The sequence below is a fragment of the Paenibacillus allorhizosphaerae genome (assembly GCF_042659105.1).
In the GTDB taxonomy this organism is placed as follows: Bacteria; Bacillota; Bacilli; order Paenibacillales; family NBRC-103111; genus Paenibacillus_G; species Paenibacillus_G allorhizosphaerae.
Window position 1 is genome coordinate 19,020 of the sequence record NZ_JBHSRV010000007.1, and the last position, 20,196, is coordinate 39,215.

Here is a 20,196-nt window from a genome sequence, read left to right on the forward strand (position 1 = left end):
TGCACGGACGAACGTCGGCTTCCGGCGCATCCATAGAAAAGGCGGATACCCTCTGGGCCGCACTCCCGTGTTGATTCAAATAGAGATGCAGGCTTTGGCGAAGGCATCCGCCGTTTCATCGGGAGGTTCCCCTCAGCGAATTTGCTAGTGGCGAATTTGTGGTACAATGACGTCCCAAATCGAACCTTTGATCATAATCGGAACATCAACATTTTGGACCAATCCGTTGCTCCAATGGACAACAAAGCGGAATGTATGCGCTCCGTCCTTCAGAAGGCGGTCGTGATCCACGTTGAGGAGCCTGCCTGTGAAATCGATATGCCCGTTTGAGCTGAGCGTAACGGTTTCGGACGACGTGAGAAGCGTCGAAGTAACCGAAACCGGCTTTGTCGCACTTGTACCGGTATCCGTCACCGACGCAGCAAGCACGAACGCTTCGCCGGCCCAAAAATCGGATGCAGCCCGCTGCTGCCCCGGATGATCCGAGTTCCATTGCTGCCGGTAGCTTTCCCATTCCGCAGTGTGATTTACCCACCCGGTAATGCCAAGCGGTAATACTGTATATGAGTATGTCTGTTCGAATGTTCCTCCTCTGCCGTCATCCAGCGTCATTCGCAGCGTATAGGTTCCTTTTGCAAGCGGCCCGTAAGTGAACATTGTCGTCTGACCTGATGGTACATCGGTCCACTGTTTGATCACGGTATAACCGCTCCCGTTTAAACTGCTCTCGATCGAGATAGCTAGCACATCCCCGTCCGGATCCGTAGCAGTCAGTGTAAATGTAGGCGTATCATTCTCATATATCGGTACGGTATAAGTCAAATTACCGATCGGTGCTCGGTTGATGTACAGCCAGCCTTCGGCTGACCATTCCGACTGCGCTCCGTAAGCATCCCATACCATCACTCTCACTCTCAGTTTTTGCCCGGCCGGAAGTCCGCTCGTCACATTCCAGCTGCCGCTGCCCGCTGTGATCCCTTGCCATAGTTTCCCGGAATCTAGCACAATATGATTGGTCTCATTAGCGATTTGCACTTGAAAATAGGTAAACATCGTTCCCGGATCCGGATCCGATTGGTTCCATGTGATGGTAGGCATAGAAGAAGCTATGATGTTTGGAGAAGTCTGCGTACCATATGGAAACGTCAATGTGACCGCCGGCGGGCGATTGATTACCATCCACGCATCCGGTGAAAATCCGGACCAAGCGAAACCGTCTGTTGCTTGTACGCGGACGCGCAGCGGTTCGTTCGTCGGCATGTCTACTCCCGGCGTATAGCTGCCGGATGTCGATGTCGTCCCTTGCCACACGTTACCCGTATCCAGTATGACCCCATTGGCTGCATTGGCTACTTGAAGCTGGAAGTAGGTGAATGTCGTCCCCGGATCAGGATCGGTCTGTGACCATTGGAATTGTGGCCGTGTTGTCGTAATGTAAGTAGGGTTTGCTTGTGTGCCGTATGGGAAGCTCATAAACGTAACCGGTGCCCGGTTCGTAATCATCCATCCCACGTTTGACCACTCCGAAAATGCTTCCCCATCGGATACCCTTACCCGAACCTGGTACTGGCCGCCCATTTGCAGCGCCGTATCCATCGTCCACGCCCATGACGTATTGGTCGTGTTCATCGAACGATTATAGATGCACTCATAGCAATTTCCCCAGATGTCCTTGATCTCAATATCAAAGACAGTAAAGATCGTTCCGGGATCGACATCGCCTTGATTCCATGTAATGGTCGGACGCAAAGTGACGGGACTCGGATTGGTATATCCCCCATTCGGAAACGTCAGCGATACGGTCGGCGGGGTGTTCGCTACACAAGGGGAGCAGTTGATCGTGACGGTTTGCTCCATCCAATCGCTCCATGCGTAATATTCGTCTCCTACCGCTTTCGCCACCGTATACGTTCCCGGCTCGGCCGGATGCACCAGCTTGCCGTTCACGGTATAACCGCTTGGCGTGATGTAGTAGTACTTTTCAAACTTAATTCCGCGATCCGTTTGGTAGCCATTTTGACAGCTGCTTGCGTTGTAACAATGATCCGGGTCATAACTGATGTCCGTCCATTGAAGGGTGTTGCTGGCCGTTGGCGTGACTGTAAAGTTTACAATCGGTGCCCGATGGACAATAAGCGGCTGTAAATACCAATTGGAGTACCCCGAGTAGCCTTGGAATGACGTATCACCATTTGATAACCGATGATTCGGATGCGGATCGTCCGGTGCCCGATATTCGACGTTGTATTTGCCCACTTTATCAAAGCTCATGATCGGCGTCGTGACGAGCGCCCCGTTCTTGCTGGACCAACCGCTCTTTCCGTCGCCTACATCAAGGAACATGAACGGATCAACGTGGGTATATCGCCATTGGGTGCCGTTATCAAACCTTGGATCGTTTTCCGGGTCTTCGTAAGTTGTTTCATAGTTCACTGTCGTATCGACTACCGCCGCGCCGTACGTTTTCGTAACGAGTTGCGGGCTTGTCAGCACGACGGCCATTTCTTTAAATTCCGTCGTTTCGTGAACGGAATACGGCCCGTACGTGCCGGTAGCAAACGTATTGTCATACACCGTAAACAAAGGCGTGCCGTTTTGGTACACTTTGATTTCGTTACCGGTTAGCTTGACGGAATACGCGGCCCATGCGCCGCTCGGCAAATACCGCAAGCTTTCTGCGAGAAGGGTCTTTTCTCCGTTTACGATTTTGATAAGTCGAAGCCGGTCTTTCATGGACTCAATCCGATACATGTTCCGGTTATCTTGAATCCGGAAGGACATGCCGGCAGGAACATAATCGTACTTGAGATGATTGATCCGCATCGACCATTTCAGCGTTCCGTTAACAAGCGGCTGCTGCGACGAATTGATCAGCTGCCCGTAAGTAAAGTACTCTTTACTTTCAGGTAAATGCGTGTCCGCATGAGGGAAATTATATAATTTTCCACACATTACCATAACACCCGGAGCATATATTTTGGGAATTTGGTCAGGACATGATTGGCCTATATTCCAGAGATGTTGCTCTGTTTTTGCATTTCCAAGCCACCAATGTCCGCTGTAAGGCCAAATACTACCATCGTACTTGTAGATTGGCGTGTATCCGTCTATCGGTTCTCTTATATATCCATTTGCATTAGCTGGGACGTAATTCTCCAAAGCCTGCAACTGATCTGGCGGAATATAAGCTGGCCCGAAACTACATACCCAATCTCCAGAAACCCAGCCCGGATTTCCTTCATCATCCAAGTTATCGTAGTCAGGGTACCCTCCTACTTCTCCACAGGATTTAACACCGATTTCGCCAGTTGTTAAATTCCCTATATAAAGATCAGGGCTATACGACGATGATTCGTAATACATAATGTAGTTCTCGTCAGGACTGATAGCATGAGGTAATGTTCCGCTATGCCATTTAGTACCCGGTCCGCTTAGCTGTTTATTTGGGTCAAATGCTTTTAATTTTCGATCCTTGTCATCCCAGTAATAAATCAATGCGCTCTCGCCGTGCTTATCGAATATGTTTCCTCCCGGTGTACGGAAACCCTCCCTAAAGTATTCATATGTCGGGTAAAATACACCTGAATTCCACGTTCCACTATTATACATAGCGGGAATATCTGTGTACGTTTCAGTTTTGTACGGCGTAATAATGTTATCTAAAGTGTAGTACTCAACAACTCTCGTAGATAAGTTAATTCGCACATATCCTGACGTGGTTTTAATAAGTTGATCTAAGAAATCTCCAGTTCTACTATCACTGAATTTGACGTACGCTCCCCAGTCCGGATACTCGCGATTATTGATAGTAAAAGTTTGCTTAAAGCTGTAGTCCGCAACCGTGTTTCCTGCTTTGAGGTTAGATATTTTATACCGCTTGTACTCAAGCCCTACATACGAATTAAATGATTCCGTCTTATTTTGGAGAATAATTTCATCTAAGTCTTCTCGAACGATTACGGTACCGTATCCGTCATACTGCCCTTGATAAATTAATATCGGGTTCGGTAGATGCGGTGCTGCTAAGTAAAACTCTATTTTAAAGTTTGATCCCCAGCCAAATAGCTGGTATATGAACATATTGTCCCCGAGGTAATACACAGGATTTTTACTGTTAAACGCGTTCACTCCCGGACTAGCCCCTTGAATAAATCCCAAACTGCCAACGTAGGATATAGACGACTGACTGTGAGGATATGTTAGGTTTGGATCGTTGGAAGTCTGATTATATATCGTTGTTTCCCCGGTATACATTGGTAGTCTCATCCCAATAGACGTACTTTTCAACCTCGGAGTAGTAGATAACGTTCCATCAGGCGTGAGTATCCACATCTGTTTATTCATGACGTACTTATCTAGGCTAGTGTTGACCCACGAATTGCCTAGCAACGAGGAAGTTGGAAGCGGAACGGTCGTGACCGGAACCGGTTCGTTCGTTTGGCCGCTGACCATAAAGCTCACTTCCGGATTGTCGTTCGTCACTTCAACGATATAATCCTTCCAGCTGCTGAGCCCGTAGTCTTCTTCGGCATATAAACGGAAACAGTACTTCCCGATTTTGCTCGGGTGAAATGCAAAGTTGTTATTGTCCGTCGAGATCAAGTTTTCGTATGGGTTACAAGAGCCGTTGTTATTGGCATCATAGCCATACCACGTTTCGTATTTAACGATGGTGTCTCCGTCCGGACTCCGCGAATTATTTTTGAAATAATTCGGTGCAACCCTAGAGATCGTGCCGCTGTACAAAAAGTCAATAACAGGCGGCTGATCGGGTATAACCGTCAACTTCCATGTGTCCGGATTTAACGATTTCAAACCCGTATTATCGAATACATTCAGACTTATGGTATGCTCGCCCACCATCGTATATTTCGTGAGAGCGTTCGTCCATTCGTCGCGGGAATGATTGATCGTTCTTCCCTTGACCGGGGAATAACTCTGACTCGAATCCCACGGCGGATTCACCGGCCTGTTCACTTTGATGACTTGCGGACCGTTAATTTTCGGGATCGGGTTCGGTGGTATGACGTTCAAGTTCGCACAAGATTGCGTAGACTTGACCCCATCGGAAGCTACTGCACAAACGAGCTGCAAACCGACGACATCCGCGGTCATTCCGGTATAACTCATTTTGTTGAACGGTGACGTCCATCCGTGCTTGGCCGGAAGCCTTTTAATCCAATCCGTAGGGGTATCGCCCGTAAAGAGCCATTGCAGCGTGAGCGGATCGCCGTCCGCATCGAACAGCCGCGTTATCTTCATGTCCACCCGATCACCGGCGATCACTTGGCCCGTTTCGCTGCCGTCTGTCGGATCGATGAACGTAATCCGCAGTTCAGGCGGCGTATTTGGCGGCGGTGGCCCAATCACGAAGCTTTTGGGGCCGATGGTGCTTTCATTTCCGCAGCTGTCGAGCGCGATAAACGAAACGGTAACGGTGCCGTCTTGGATATTGCCCGGATACATTCTTAGAGCTGTATCGAATTTCCAAATGTATCCTGCTTGACTCTCGTGGTTGTTGTTGGGATACCAGCCCGTAGAAGGTACCGTGACCGATCCACCGTTGCCCTTCATATTCCATTTGAATTTCTCCAGTGTGCATCCTTTTTCGTCTACGGTTGCAAGAAACAGATTATCGTCCTTCCATGGAATATAGTCTTTTTGAATCGTAAGGGTGCCGGTCATGGTGCCGCCGCCCCCGGGATCGGGATCGCCTCCACCACCGCAGGATGATTGAGGAGAGAAGGTTTCGCTGATGGTATTGTTAGAACGATTGCTGTCGTTGATGCTCATTTCGGGATCAACTACGAGCGTAAAATCTTTCGGCGCGCTTGTGCTGAAGGTATAGGAATATGTGCCTCCTAGTAAAATGCCCGTATTGGCGCTTGTGGCCGGATCGGATTTGACAATGACTCCATCGATTTTCAGCTGAACGTCGAAAGGAGTGGGTGTGTCTACTCCGATATTTTTGAAAGCGTAGCTAATTATGACCGTGTCCCCAACTTCGATGCAAGCTTTGTTGGCTTTGATGTAGAGAACCGCCAGGTCGGGAGTCGAAGGTAGTTCATATGTTACGGTGACCGAGCCACGATAGGTATAAGAATCGGCTTCCCAGTCGGTGTAAACTTCCATTACGTAGTTACGGAGCTGACTGTGATCCTTTCTCGGGTCATCGTATTCTGTTTCATCGATGTATTCACTAGCAGAAACATCACTACTACAATTGCCTAAACTGTCATCTTCACATAACATACGACGCACTGCAACTTGGTTTTTACCTCCAACATTTCCCCATGCGAATGCTTCTATTTTACCAGTCGCGATGTCTGAAGCATGCACTAGCTTTTCAGAAGAAATTACGTAATCAACCTCTATTCCATTCTGATTTGTCGCTTCAGATTCAGTAGCATAAAATTCAGTTGGTGGACGGACATCATAAGAACGCGTTACAGCCGCACCAATCATATTCCAATTTGGCGCCATATCTCCCAAAGATTTTGAAGGCAATGGTGCCGTAGGATTAGGAATATAGCGCAAGTCATTGCCAAAATAAGGCGAGCCTTTATCGTAAGGTATCGTTGTATTCTCAGCATTAGCGTTCCCAACGGAACGGATATACCCGGAATTTGGGATTTTCCCAGGATAAACCGAAACCCCTCCTTCAACAGCCAATGGGTCTACAAACTGATATATAGCAGTTTCCGACCCTTTATGCTCCCATCGTTTCCCATCCGGCAGTCTGTAAATTTGGTGTCCTGGGTTTGTCTTGTTTTGACCATAGACCTTTTTCTTTTGCCCTGCTATATTCACGCTGATTTTGGTGTCGATGAAAGTGACATTACCGCTTCCAGATTTCAGATCGAGTACAGCACCGGTAATAACACCCGCAACATGAGAGCTAAAGTCAATGCTTTTACTCCATGAACTAGAACTCGAGTAAAAATCATCTGCAATGTCCGAAGTTGAAACTTCTCCGTCTTTAGAAAAGTCAATATAAAAGGTACTCGATGAAGCTGCGTATGTTTTTGGCGGAATGAAAGGGAGCATCATCTCCAAAATCACAAGCATTAGCATCAACCGAACCAAGAAAAATCGTTTCATTGAAGACCTCCAACGAGCGCGACTACAAACTGCTCTCCTCCTTCAAGCTTAAATCTATTTGTTGATAACTATAGATTTTGATCCGGAAATCATTCGAAACCTTGCTTTATTTTGAGAAATATTGTTATCAGTAGATTCCTTATCAGGAGTTACAAAAAACAGATAGCCGTTTGTCTTGCCGACTTTCGTCCTATAAAACGCATGGAGAACACTTTCACCAGTTGCATTGATCCACGTATTCATATGAAAGTAATCGTATACGCGACCGGCACCTTCCCCTTTGGTCAATACTTCAAGTGAAGTGTCGTAAGCAAACACATAGCAGTTACTAAACGGTTTCCCATCTTGCCGCCTTAGTCCCTGAAGCAATCCTAAATTCGGGTCATTTGGATTGTCACAGTCGATAATAATCAAACGATGTAATGTAAATTTGATGCCTTCTTCCCATGATGCGTCATAAGGAAATTGAATAGCAAGTTCTGCACCCATCACTGATTTCATATTTGTTCCGGTTAAGGATAGTTCCGCGGTATTCAATGCCTGTTTATCAACTTCCAGCTTCTCACCCTTCTTCAATGCTTTCATTCGTTCAATGACCGTCATCGACTGTGCACGTGTTGTTTTCTCGTTTATCCCTAATTCGCCTTTTGCAAGCCCTTGGATCAGTCCGCTCTTCACAGAAGTAAAAATGTATGCCTCATCCGACATAATCGCATTCGGATCCCTCACATCATCCCGAACTTCACGTAACGCAACTTTTGCCATTTCCAGCCGATTCATCGGAACATTGAAGTCAGTGAACTCGTCGTCTCGTAACAAGTTACGTTTTTTCAAATCATCAACATAACTCTGATACCAGTTTCCACCTTCCACAGCACTTGCTTTTGTCCCCGTTGCCATCGCGACGAGCTTAATAAACTCAGCCCGAGAAATGTCTGCGTCCGGCTTAAAAGTGCCATCCGGATAACCATCGACCACCCCGCTCGATACCGCACTTTGAATTGCCCCTTCAGCCCAATGACCCTGGGTATCGCTAAAACGAATCGGGGAGTCGCTCGCCATAGCCTCTTGAGAATCAAAGCTATTTCCTGCCGTCGCGATCACACACAAAACCACTGCCGCTGCAATAGATGTTTTCTTAAACATAAAACACATCTCTCCATTCATAGGAAAAATATCGATAATCAGCATCTTTAGTACTAGACAACCAATTATGTCATGGGTTATTTTTCCTAGTCAACCATTTTATTGGAATCGTATGCTGGCCACGCTGCTTAATACGATCGGTTCGTTGCGCCCATAGCCGATTAATGGCTGCCGCACTTCGATGATGGCAACGATGGACGGTCCGTAAATCGTGACCTGCACCTGACGTACGGTTGCGTCGGAGGTGCCGTTGTACAACGTGAGTGAGCGAGACAGCACGTACGGGTACGATGGGCTTGTCACATGCTCCAAGTGCTGAACAATGAGCCGATGTTTCAAGTGGCTCCCAGGCAAAGGATCAAGCGTGCCGTCCAGCTTCAGGTTCAATTGCAAATAGCGGTAAAAATCCGCTGTTCCCTTGGCGCTGTCCCACCCGATTCGCCCAAGTGCTGCCTCCGTCGGGACGATATGTAGCGCTGCGGCATGGGTAGCGTGATCCAATAGCGATTTTGTTTTGTTGGTGCTATTCGTCTGGAGCATCCAATTGAACGCTGTAGCCCATACGAAGACCGAGAAGATCATGCCCATCAGACCGAAGAGAAGGACATGCACGCCGCCCCGCTCATTGCGCAGAAAACAAGCCCACCTCCTCACAGACACCAACCGTCCCTTCTGGCAATACAGTGCAATACAATGCCAATGCCGCTACTCGTAAGCTTCACTTTTCCCATACAGAACCAAATAGTAAAACCCTTCATTCGTTGATGCCGTACCGCTCCCTCCTATCGCATTCAAAATGCGTGTCAAATTGGGAGCCGGGTACTTCAGCACGAGCTTGATCGTCGGGTCCGCGGAATTTCGGAACACTTTTACGCCGGTACTCCCGCTGTAGGACGGATAAGTTGTACCGCCGACTACTACGCCCCCCATGCCGAGTTGAGCTAGCCGTGAATTGGTTGCCGCCATCACCGACGGGCTTACGTAGCCTATGGCTTCCGCTTCTTTCAGTGCATGGTTCGCCAGCGTATTCAGATGATCCGCCTTCATGGAGTACACGAAGAACGGGACGATCGCCAAGGAAAGAAACAGCATAACCGGCATAACGTACAAGGTGACAAGAACGTTGGCAATTCCCCGCTCTTCCCGCAAAAATGCAATGGCGCTATTCATCCACTTCACCTTCAATTCGTCACATAATCGAACCCGCGTACCGTCCCCGTCAGCGTCGTATGTCCGTCGCGAACCTGCTTTTTTAAACCGTTCCCTCCGCTTGGGTTAAAAATATAAGTGCATACGCCAAAAATAAGAACAACGGTCAAACAGAGCGTAATCAGTTTACTCATGTCGCATTCCGTTATGGCGCCGACGTTGAAATCGTGCCGTCGGTCTGATTGACGGTTGCGGTCGTTATGCTCGTATTCAGGCTGGTGCCCTTCGTACTGATCGCGGGCGCGATTTTGTTAGCGGATAAATAAATGACGACGCCTCCGAGAAATACGGTAAGCAAACAAGCGACGACTAATTTTCCCATTCGAATCGACTTCCTCTCTCTGCATAGGTTTTATTGAAACGCCTGGTTGATTTGCGTTCGCGTCTGTATCCCTGCCGTAGCGGTCGCGGGCACGATCTGCCTGCCAATCGCAAACAGCGTCGCTCCCCCGATGAGTACCGTAATGAGCACGGTAATCACGATTTTGGACATCGATTGCCCCCCTTTCCAAAAATCAAGAGCCTTGAAAGCTGGATAGCAGTTGGCTTGAAATCGTCACGACCCACGGGTACAAAAACAAAATGACAATGATGCTGAACGGGATCATAATGTAAAAACTGATCCAGATCGGCGCATTTTCGATTTTGCGGTTAATTTCGGTCGACAGCGTCGCTTCTATGCCGGCGGTTTGCTGTTTCAATACGGTGACGACCGCCTTAGAATCAGCTTGGCTGATGGCCTCAAGCGCGTTGACCAGCGGAAACACTTCCGATATGCCGACCGCTTCTTTGAATCTCCAAATGGCAGCGCGCTGGTCTTTTCCCCACATGACGGTCAATTCCTGCAAATGCGGTTTGAGCAGCTTCAACGTCCGACTGGCGCGAATCAACATTTCCCGTATGTCTGCTTTATCGCTTACACAAACAGAAAGCCGGTGAGATAGCTTGGCAATTTCCATCATATAGCCGGTTCTCCGGCGAGCCGCCGCAGTCCAGACATAGATCGTAGGAATGTACCATCCAAATGCAACCGCCGTTATGGAGCGGATGAACCACATCAAATCCATTCCGCTTACCGGTGTCGTCCATAAACTGAGAAGCAGCAAGCATAACGCCACCCCGAGCCGCAAAAGCTGAAAATGAGCATAAGCCATTTCCGTAGGAAGTCCGGCTAGCCTTGCCTTTTCGCGGAATGCCCGCTCCTTCGTACCGCTCTTCGCCTCGTTCCGTTTGTTGTGCAGCCAAGAAATCCGTTCCGCGCTTCGGGCCTGCTCGAGCAGCATAGCAAGCCGGCTTGTCCGTCCATAGCGAAACGTTCCGGCGAGGGATAGCCACAATATGGCACTCCCGGCGGCAAATACGCAAACAAATAAAACCTTATACAACCACCACATCCTTTATTCCGTCCCTTCCGGTTCACCCTAAAACGCGCGCTGTCCCGATCGGATCACAAGCAGCATTGAAATAAACATAATCATAAAGGAGAGCAATAGCAGCATTTTGCCTGAAGGATCGACGAAATAATGGTGATAATTGGCCCCGTCCGCGTAAATGTTGAAACCGACGACAAAGAAAGAGAAAGCAACCATAAAGCAAGTACCGATCCGGTATACCGTAATCATGGCGAGCCGGTTTTCCTCCTGTCTTTTGGCCGTTTGCATTTTGCCGACGAGGTGATGAAGCGATTCCGTCAAATCCGTGCCGTAATGCGCACCGATAAGCAAAAGGTCGGCCAAATCGTCAGCCCATTCATTTTGGATACGGCGGGCAAAATCGTATAACGCTTCATCCACGGATTGCATGTGCAGTGCAAGTTCCAGTCTTCTCCACTCGCTGCGCACTTCATCCGGCATGGTCGGAGAAGACTTAACGATCATGTCGGCGAGTGTCAGATTCGGACGGTAATGGCCGATCACATTTTGCACCAGCATAATCATCCGGTAGGCGATTCGATGCCGCTTGCGTTGTACGCGAAAGCGAACGTAAAAGTAAGGCATCGCCCCGAGCAATAGCGCGATTGCGCCGTTTAATGCCCATACGTGCGTAACAGCGTCCCGATCGGCCCCGGTGGCAAAACGCTGCTGCAACATTTGTACGGCGGCATCTGCGCCGAAAAAACCGACGAGCGCCAAAACGAGCATGCATGCCAAAATCAGCTCCACGCCAAACCGAATTTCGGCAACTTCCAGTTCATCGGCAAAATGACGCAATGCCTGAATTCGGGAAAGTATCGGCTTACGCCGGCCGCCCGCATAATGATTCAGCAGCCGCAGCCTGATCCGTTTGGTAAGCCAGTGATTCGTCTTTCGAATCAGCAGCAGAACAACCATCAATGACCCGACAGTCCAAAGCGCGAGCAGCAGACCTTTGATGCTCCACTGGACGATGGCGATAGAATATATTCCCACCGCTACCATACCCCCAATGCGCGAAACGGCTCGGGGCTTGCACCGTTTGCCGTTAAATGATCTTTGAGGGGCCTGCTAAGCTTATGACCGGTAAACTGCCAGCGCTGCGCTCCAAAATCCCATTCCACGAGAGGGCTGATCCGCACTTCTTGCTGCCCATCGACAAACAATTCCGTAATTTCCGTCACGACGCGGTATGCCCGTCCTCCGATCTTGACCAGACGCAAAAATACAAGCAAATTAAAAGCCCTAGCTACGCGGCGCATCGTGTCGGACGAATCGTGCTGACGCCCGTCCTGCTTGATCATATCGACTACGTCGCTAATAAACGAATCGCGATATTTCGTATGCATCGTCCCCATCATGTCGTGCCCACGCAGCGCACCCTGCACCATCTGTGAAACTTCCGCGCCCTTCGCTTCGCCGACGATTACCCAATGAGGACTCATGACTAGCAGCGGTTTAAACGATTCCTCAATCGTGAGTCCAAGCTCCTCTACTTCCCGCACCGCCAAAATGTTCCGGCTGCCTCGGAGCCGTTCCCGAAGCGCCACCTCAAATTCCTTCTCCAGTGTACGAATCCGCTCGTTCTCGGGGATCTCCTGCGCAAGCGCAAACAGGAAGGTCGTCTTGCCGGTCGCTGTCCCGCCGCCGATCAGAAAGCTGGCATGGTACGTTACAAAAAGCCGGAGCAGCCGTGCCATCGGCTCGTTTATCGTCCGCATGCTCGCAAGCAAATCAAGAGTGACATCGCGAACGATAAAATTGCGGATATGAATGCTCGGAAGATCCGAATATGGAGGCCGGGTCATCACCAGACGGGAGCGGTTCCACAAATACGACTGGATGAACGGCTGCCGTTCGTTGATCGGCTTTTTCCCGCATAAGGACAGTCTGTCCTGGAGCAGAAGCACATCGCTCAGCGAAGCGAATTTGCGAGGGTGCATTGTCATTTCTCCGCCCCTCAGCAAAAAGATATCGCAGCCGATCACTTGCACTTCTTCCACATCCGGGAGCCGGTACAAATCTTCGATTAAACCGGCCCCGCACGTATCTGCAAAAACGCATTCCGTTGGGCGGAGCGGCTGCACGAGCGTTACCGGGTCAATGTCGATTCGGTATTCGAGCAGCAGCGTATCAATGACCGCCTTCATGCGCACTTGCGCCAGAGGTTCTCCGAGGCCCGCCTGTAAAATGTCTCTGTATAAATGCTGGTCTTTCTTGGAACGCTCCGTCAGATGTTCATAAATGATTTTGACCGCTTCGGATAACGGCATACGCTTCGTTCTGACCGCGACAACCGTCTGTTCCCGCTCGAACCGCTGCTGCGCTTGCAACAAGTCTTTCAAATACTGCCCTGCGTCGAACCGGACTCTGGGACGCATGCGCGGTGTGTTCGTCTCGCTAGGCGGCATCCCCTTCACTTGAAATTCTCCCCTCCTATGCAAACAAACCGGTCAAACGTGATAACCAGCCGCTTTTCCGCTGCAGCCCTGCCATTTCGCCGGCCTCCATCGTACGATCGCCCGCAACACCTACCGCAAGCTGCCCGATTGCCTCCACGAAAGCGGTCGCCTGATCTTGAAAATATAGCGGCACGCCTTCGTGGACGGAACGAAATCCGAGTCCTCCTTCTACATTGGGAATCGCCGCCAGAAGCGGCATGCGGAGTTGTTCGGCAATCCGCTCCGGCTTCTCTCCGGCAATCGTCCGATTCAGGATCAAGGAAATATCCGAAGGGGACAAACCGCAATATTTCCAGTAGCATTCGTACCATTCGCCCCAGCTTGTTTTGTAGGAGGCATAGTTGTTTTGACAGACGAGCCACCGCTGATCCGCCCCCCGAACGGTGCATATGGTTGCCGCGTTATCCGGGTAAGCATTCAAATCGATAATCGTAATGTCAAAAGCTTGCCGGGATACGTCCAGCAAATGCGTAATCATCTCCGGCGTCATATCGGGAGCCGTATCACGCCTCGGTGAACCGGACATAATGTGAAGCCGGGGCATATTCCGGTAAGTCGTGCAGGCGGCGGCCAGCTCTTCCGGATGGAGCGAATGCGTCTGCAGTTTCGAACGGAGCCGAAAATGATTCGGGCCGGCACCGGCAAGATTGAGACTGGAACGAATTTCCGGGTTGCGCAAATTGGCGTCGATCAGTCCCACCTTCAGCTTGCTGCCTGCAGCCAGTGCAATCGCCGTATTGATCGCTACCGTCGTAGCCCCATCCTTGCTCGCAGCCGCCCATACGGCAATGACTTGACCCCCGCCCCGCTCGATCTCCACTGCATCACGGAAGTTTTCTCCTTGCGCATCCGCTGCAAACGCAAGCCATTGCGCAAACACTTCTTCCGAAGTTTGTCCGGCATCGATAACGGCGAAGCCGTAATAAGCGGCCTGACGTACAATAAATTCCAGCAAAAACGAATCGTACACGGCATCATCCAATGCCAAAATGATCCGGGCGGAGGGCTGTTTCTGTGCAGCGCATGAAGCCAATCCCAAGGGTAAATATCATGAAACATCCCGGTATGCACCGCAATCATATCGAAATGGTTATCGATCGCTTGAAAAAATTGTTCCTGCGTCTTTACCGAAGCCATGTGGTTCCCGACTAGACGCAGCGGCTGCAAAGCCTCCATAGCGGCGGCATCCAAATCTCTCATCGCGAATAACATATTCATCGTTTCATTTGACCTCCGTCACTTTTGCTTCCGGAGCAGCGGACCATCCGGGAAGTTCCTGACCGCTCACCTCGCTTCGTTTGAGCTCGCCCCGCAAAGACACGGCATTCGGCGCTTTGGTAAAAGCGTCCGCTGCTTTTAGCTCGCGAAACAAGCCCGTAACCTTTGCCTTCGTTTTGTTCACTGCCGTAAGATCGGGGAGGGCGAGCTTAATCGTTCCGCCGATGCTTCCAAGGACGTAAGCGTCGTAGATTTCGTCGTTCATGATATAGGTATTGAGTTCCGGCTTGCCGATCGGTTTGGACCTGGCGTTTTGCAGCTGCGTCCGATTCGATTGAACGATCGTTTCCAGCGTTGCCGTATCGGAAACTTCCGCGCCTTCCGCTATTTTAACCGCGCTAACGGTCAGCCCTTCGATGATTTTCACCGCGCCCACGCTCCACAGCGTGCCATCTTTCGTTTGAATCGGTTTTGGCGCTGCGAATTCGACCCATACGTCCACACGGTCCCCTCGCCGAACCATATTGTTGACATTGGCTACGGCATCGGTTTTGAAGCTGAAATACCGCTCGCCCTCGAGTGGAACCGATGGCCCGTCGGATAATTTCCACTCTGCAATTTCTTCGTTATCCGCAATCGGCGCGACGACCGTTTTTCCCAAAACCGCCTTCGGATCCGTAATTGCTTCCGGATGATGCGCTGCCGTCGCGATAACGGCTTTCCTCAACATCGATGCTTCGATAACTTCTCCGCTCTGCAGCATGCGCGCGGGCATGACGGTTTCCATCACGTTCATTTTCCATTCCGCCCGCTTCATGAACAGGACAAAGCCGTACACCGAGCCAGCCATCAGCAGGCAGCCGGTCAGACCGAAAATCCATGTCCTGTACCGCATTCGTTCCTCCTTTCCGCCATCGAACGGTAAAGCGGCAAGCTTCCCGCTACAGCCTGTCTATCCCTGTACTCTTGGCCGACCTCATTGCTAACCATGTTTACATAAGCGTCACGGGCTTACCTTCTTCTACATCTTCCTCCATCTTCCGATATGTCTTATGCCCAGCTGTTTCGCATCGGAAATTGGAGTTCTTTTAGCCAGTTTCTCCATTTTTTTCTCCATTTGGCGCGAATCAACCCGAACCTCTCCCTTCTGACCTATATGTCAATCATTTAATAACTATTGAAAAATGTTGCGCAGCTTCGTCGCCAAACCCGGCCGTTCCGATCGTTGCTTCTTCGGAAACGAAACGGCATTGTCGCGCAGCCAAGTCTTAAGCCATGGCTGCATCGCCTGGCGCAGTGACTGCCGGACGGCCGGCACGTCGTGCGGCAGCCGGCCGATCCATCCGGCTTCGGCGATGGACACGGCATCGACAGCCGGCAGCGTGCAAGCCGGCGGCTGCGGCAGCAGCTGCAGCCACACCGCCGCCTGCGCTGAACGCGGGCGCTTGTTGGCGAAGCAGTGGAGCCGGCGGCCTGGCGTACGGCTCCACTCGCCAAGCTGCTGCAGCCGGTGCCGCGTCGCGGCCAGCTCCAGCTTGTGCAGCTGCGGATCGACGGCGTAGACGATGTCGGTCGCCGCCTCCAGCAGCCCCGTTACCGCGGGATGCTCCCAAGCTGCGCCAATATCGGCGATCAGCACCGGGCGGCGTATGGCATGCAGCTGCTTGAACCAGTAGGCGGAATCGTATGCCGCCGTCTCGCCGGATGCTTGCTGCTGCGGTGCGGCCTCTTCCGCAGGCATCCAGAGCGTGTGGCCTTCGATCCACGCGCGTTCGTCGTGGCGTTGGCCGCCGTTGTCCGGCACAGCAGCGGAAGCGTTGTAGCACCGGTAGCCCGGCGGTGCGTTCTTGGCAGCGAACAGCAGGGCGGCAAGTTCCGCCCCCGCTGTCGGCGGCTCGATCACGGCATGCGGCACGCCGTGATCGTGCAGCAGCCGCGCGAGCGCCAGCGCGGCGAAGGTGGCCCCGGCGCCCGGATACAGGGCGCCGACGGCCACGAGGAGCGGCGGTGTCCACGCCGCTCCCGGCGCCGCCGCCTGCGGCGGCTGCCGCGAGCCGAGCCAGCGCCGCAGCGCCTCGCCCGCCTCGCGGGCGCTGGCGTAGCGCTCGCCGGGGCTTGCGCGCAGCAGCCGAAGCACCAGCGGCGCGAGCCCTTCGGGCAGCGCAGCCGCCTCGCGCGGCTGCTGACCGGCGGCGGTATAGTACGCGCCGCCGGTCAGCAGAAAATACATCAGCGCCCCGAGCCCATACAGATCGGTGCGCGGATCGCTCTGCCGGCCGTCGTACTGCTCCGGCGCGGCGAACCCCACCGTCCCCAGCGCGACGGTGTCGGCGTCGCGGCCCGCCTTATACCGGCGGGCCGTTCCGAAATCGATCAACCGCACATGCCCGCTTGGATCCAACATCAGATTGGACGGCTTCAAGTCGCGGTGAACGATCGGCTCCGGTTGTAACGTGTGCAAGTAATCGAGCAGCTCGCACAGCTGCAGCGCCACCTTTGCCACCTGTTCCGCGGCCATCCGCCTTCCTTCCCGCTCAAACCGCTTAAGCAGCGTCTCCCCTTCGATATAATCCATTACAAGATACAAGTAGCCTTCCGCGTTGACAGGAAACACATCGACGATGTCGGGAAGGTTCGGATGGCTAAGCCGGCTCATCGTATCCGCTTCAGCAAGCAGCATCCGTCTCCGCAGGGCTGCTTCTTCCCCATTCCGTTCCGAACGATCGTCCCCCGCATACATTTCTTTAACCGCCCAACGCTTGCCCTCCAGCTTCATATCCTCCGCAAGCAGCACGCGGCTCATTCCGCCGCTGCCGATAACGGATACGATCCGATAACGGCCCGCAAGCACTTCGCCATTCCCCAGTCCGCCCCCCGAAACATTCCGATTCGACATCGTCCCCCTCCTCATGACAATGTTGCAACTGTTAGATCGGTTCATAATCTCAGTTGACAACTTATGTTTTGGTCCATTCTTGTTTCGAGTCGAAACGACAAAAACCGCCTTATGTTCACGCTAATATCGCGTGTCATAAGGCGGTTCTTCCGCTCAATGGATCGATTTGTTATTAAATTAGCATAATTTTCCTGTTGTTGCAACATTTTTTTACATAATATCGTTGTTTTTTCATTTTTTGTTAATAGATAGATCCGCCGTTATTGTCTTCTGCAGCGTCAATCGACAATGTTCTGAGTCAATGCGAAAAAGGACGAGGCTGCTTTACTTCATCCCAACGGCTCTAAACGCGCAAAACTAGACAGACACCCATAACTGCGTAACGGAATACACTATCAGAAGGCAAGGAGTAAGATCGATTTATTTATAATGATTTCAGTATGCCTACCCGTTCGGCAACACTTCTGTTCCAACGCCGCAGTTCATCGCTACAGACGGCATGTTACACCAATGCTCCGGCACGCATTTTAAGGAAGTCGGCATTATAACGTAATATCTTAAGGAGGAAAGAGCCATGCAGATTCACGTTGTTCAATCCGGGCAATCGTTGTACAGCATATCGCAAACGTATGAAACGCCTGTGCAAACGATTGCGGAAGCCAACCAAATTTCTACCGAAGACGCGCTAGTGGTAGGACAGGCACTCGTTATTCCGATCACCGGGAATTATTACTGGGTTCAGCGGGGCGACAGCTTGTATACCATTTCGCGAAAGTTCGGCACTACGGTCCAAGCGCTGGCTGCGGCTAACCATATTAGTGCAAGCAGCACGCTGCAAATCGGCCAGCGCCTGCTCATTCCGCAGCGTCCGCGCCGAAACGCCGAAGTGAACGCCTATATCGAGCCGAGAGGAACGACCATCGCTCCGGCGCTGTTAACATCAGCGCGGGAGGCGGCTCCGCATTTGACGTACCTTGCTCCTTTCAGCTTTCGCATTCAGCGTGACGCATCGTTGCAAGCCCCGGCGCTAACGGGTTTGAGTACGATTGCCGGCCAAAACGGCGTCACCTTGATGATGGTCGTCACTAACCTGGAGAAGGATCAATTCAGCGCCGAGCTGGGGGAACTGATCCTGAATAGCGAAGAGCTGCAAAACCGCTTGCTTGATAATATTATACAAACAGCCAAGCGGCTCGACTTTCGCGACATCCACTTCGATATCGAGCATCTGCGCCCGGAAGATAGGGACGCTTATAACCGTTTTCTGCGAAAAGCAGCCGATACGATTCACAAGGAAAACTTCCTCATGTCGACGGCGCTTGCTCCCAAAACGAGCGCAGCCCAGACCGGGGCGTGGTATACCGCGCACGACTACAAGGTTCATGGAGAAGTCGCCGATTTTGTGGTCATCATGACGTACGAATGGGGCTACAGCGGCGGTCCGCCCATGCCGGTATCTCCGATCGGTCCGGTTCGCAAGGTGCTTGAATATGCGATCAGCGAAATGCCCGCTTCCAAAATTATGATGGGGCAAAATTTGTACGGCTACGACTGGACACTCCCTTACGTTCCGGGCGGACCGTTCGCCAGAGCGCTCAGCCCGCAAGCAGCCATCGCGCTGGCACGCAATAGACATGTGCAAATTTTGTACGATTATACCGCCCAAGCGCCGCACTTTAATTATGAGGATGACGAAGGCAAAAGCCATACGGTATGGTTTGAAGATGCGAGATCCATACAAGCGAAATTCAATTTGATCAAGGAGCTCGGGCTTCGCGGCATCAGCTACTGGAAGCTCGGTCTCAGCTTCCCGCAAAACTGGCTATTGCTCGAAGATAATTTTAAGATTGTAAAACGGTAAGTCGGAATCTTCTCCGAGCGTTCCGACGGTCCAAGACTTCCTTTGCTGTCTGATAGGCAACATAAAAAGAGCGCTTCTCCCGGATTACGGCATGAAGTGCTCTTTCTTGCTTTAGACGTTGTTTTCCGTTATCAAGCACCGTTTTTAAGCGGAATGTACCATTCGGTAATCCCTTCCGGCTGAAGGTCTGGCAAAAATATTTCAAATCTTGGCTTCGACAAATCGATATTATATTTCAACTGATTTTCGTTGCTGCAGATCGAACCCCAAAATTTGCCGATAAATTTTTCCTCAAAGCGAAATACGGCATATCGTTCTTCGGGAATGTCTTGCGAGACCATTCCATGCGGTACGGCGTCCGATCCCGTCACTTCCAGTGCTACGAACGGAACGACTCGCGGCAATATGACCAAATACTCGTGATCGTTCATTCTCGATTGGATTTCGCTTTTCCGCTGTTTCATCTGTTGAAACAAACTGTGTTGATCTTCAAGCTCAATCCCTCGGAGTCCAACAAGACGGATCGGTCCAACGGTTACCGTTGTTACTTGCATTAAATCGTGAATACTTGTTTGCTCAGCCATCGCTTCGGACCTCCTGATTGCTTTAAGTACGTTTGGGACAGCTCGGGGGCGGTAACTATCTGCATTTTTCCGCTTATTGATTGATGAACAGTCTACTCGTTTTCCAGCGTTCTGGCTCATAAGCCCCCCCCCCTTAATCAACATGGGTTTTATTTCCAAATCGAATATATCATATAATGGATTGCGCCAAATATCCTTTTTTATCAAAAAAAAGAAATCGCCACGAACGTAAGGTACGTGCGGGACGATTTTTTTGCCATTTTTCTCGATTGATTACTGGAACACGGGTCACGGTTGTATTCGACGA

Annotated in this window: 15 protein-coding genes; 1 reads left to right on the forward strand and 14 read right to left on the reverse strand. The window is 51.1% G+C overall.

The genetic code is table 11. From position 1 onward, the window contains the following. Positions 1-144: 144 nt before the first annotated feature. The 13 genes from ACFQI7_RS23290 to ACFQI7_RS23350 all read right to left on the reverse strand — a co-directional run bounded on the left by ACFQI7_RS23290 (position 145) and on the right by ACFQI7_RS23350 (position 17,444). The gene (locus tag ACFQI7_RS23290) at positions 145-7,101 is read right to left on the reverse strand and encodes a glycoside hydrolase family 78 protein (RefSeq protein WP_218099964.1); all 6,957 of its coding nucleotides are present in this window, start codon (positions 7,099-7,101) and stop codon (positions 145-147) included. 54 nt (positions 7,102-7,155) lie between these two features. After that, on the reverse strand, positions 7,156-8,247 hold the full coding sequence (locus ACFQI7_RS23295) for an S-layer homology domain-containing protein (RefSeq protein ID WP_230415114.1): 1,092 nt from the start codon (positions 8,245-8,247) through the stop codon (positions 7,156-7,158). A 99-nt stretch (positions 8,248-8,346) separates the two neighbouring features. After that, the gene (locus ACFQI7_RS23300) at positions 8,347-8,907 is read right to left on the reverse strand and encodes a hypothetical protein (protein WP_230415116.1); all 561 of its coding nucleotides are present in this window, start codon (positions 8,905-8,907) and stop codon (positions 8,347-8,349) included. A gap of 45 nt (positions 8,908-8,952) precedes the next feature. Next, positions 8,953-9,417: a hypothetical protein gene (locus ACFQI7_RS23305; RefSeq protein WP_218099967.1), complete on the reverse strand. Its 465-nt coding sequence runs from the start codon at positions 9,415-9,417 to the stop codon at positions 8,953-8,955. Positions 9,418-9,428: 11 nt separating this feature from the next. Continuing rightward, entirely contained in the window at positions 9,429-9,590 is a 162-nt protein-coding gene (locus tag ACFQI7_RS23310; protein ID WP_218099968.1) for a hypothetical protein, read from the reverse strand. A gap of 11 nt (positions 9,591-9,601) precedes the next feature. Beyond that, a complete protein-coding gene (locus ACFQI7_RS23315) occupies positions 9,602-9,778 on the reverse strand; it encodes a hypothetical protein (protein WP_218099969.1) in 177 nt (58 codons plus the stop codon). A gap of 30 nt (positions 9,779-9,808) precedes the next feature. Then, complete coding sequence (locus ACFQI7_RS23320; protein WP_218099970.1) at positions 9,809-9,949, reverse strand: hypothetical protein; 141 nt, start codon at positions 9,947-9,949, stop codon at positions 9,809-9,811. Positions 9,950-9,971: 22 nt separating this feature from the next. Then, the gene (locus ACFQI7_RS23325) at positions 9,972-10,850 is read right to left on the reverse strand and encodes a hypothetical protein (protein ID WP_218099971.1); all 879 of its coding nucleotides are present in this window, start codon (positions 10,848-10,850) and stop codon (positions 9,972-9,974) included. Between the two features lie 27 nt (positions 10,851-10,877). Next, positions 10,878-11,864 carry a type II secretion system F family protein gene (locus ACFQI7_RS23330; RefSeq protein ID WP_230415118.1) on the reverse strand — a complete coding sequence of 329 codons (987 nt, stop codon included), beginning with the start codon at positions 11,862-11,864 and terminating at the stop codon, positions 10,878-10,880. Between the two features lie 2 nt (positions 11,865-11,866). After that, positions 11,867-13,279, reverse strand: coding sequence for an ATPase, T2SS/T4P/T4SS family (locus ACFQI7_RS23335; protein WP_230415143.1), 1,413 nt, complete (start codon positions 13,277-13,279; stop codon positions 11,867-11,869). 25 nt (positions 13,280-13,304) lie between these two features. Further along, positions 13,305-14,312 carry an AAA family ATPase gene (locus ACFQI7_RS23340; RefSeq protein WP_218099973.1) on the reverse strand — a complete coding sequence of 336 codons (1,008 nt, stop codon included), beginning with the start codon at positions 14,310-14,312 and terminating at the stop codon, positions 13,305-13,307. Positions 14,313-14,552: 240 nt separating this feature from the next. Then, complete coding sequence (locus ACFQI7_RS23345) at positions 14,553-15,443, reverse strand: CpaB family protein (protein ID WP_218099974.1); 891 nt, start codon at positions 15,441-15,443, stop codon at positions 14,553-14,555. A 279-nt stretch (positions 15,444-15,722) separates the two neighbouring features. After that, positions 15,723-17,444 (reverse strand): serine/threonine-protein kinase, encoded by a 1,722-nt coding sequence (locus ACFQI7_RS23350; protein ID WP_218099975.1) that lies wholly within the window; start codon positions 17,442-17,444, stop codon positions 15,723-15,725. A gap of 574 nt (positions 17,445-18,018) precedes the next feature. On the opposite strand from ACFQI7_RS23350, the gene ACFQI7_RS23355 reads away from it, so the two are divergent. Beyond that, a complete protein-coding gene (locus ACFQI7_RS23355) occupies positions 18,019-19,305 on the forward strand; it encodes a LysM peptidoglycan-binding domain-containing protein (RefSeq protein ID WP_218099976.1) in 1,287 nt (428 codons plus the stop codon). A gap of 131 nt (positions 19,306-19,436) precedes the next feature. Here the strand turns inward: ACFQI7_RS23355 and ACFQI7_RS23360 are convergent, their stop codons facing one another. Beyond that, positions 19,437-19,889 carry a GyrI-like domain-containing protein gene (locus ACFQI7_RS23360; protein WP_218099977.1) on the reverse strand — a complete coding sequence of 151 codons (453 nt, stop codon included), beginning with the start codon at positions 19,887-19,889 and terminating at the stop codon, positions 19,437-19,439. Positions 19,890-20,196: the final 307 nt, after the last annotated feature.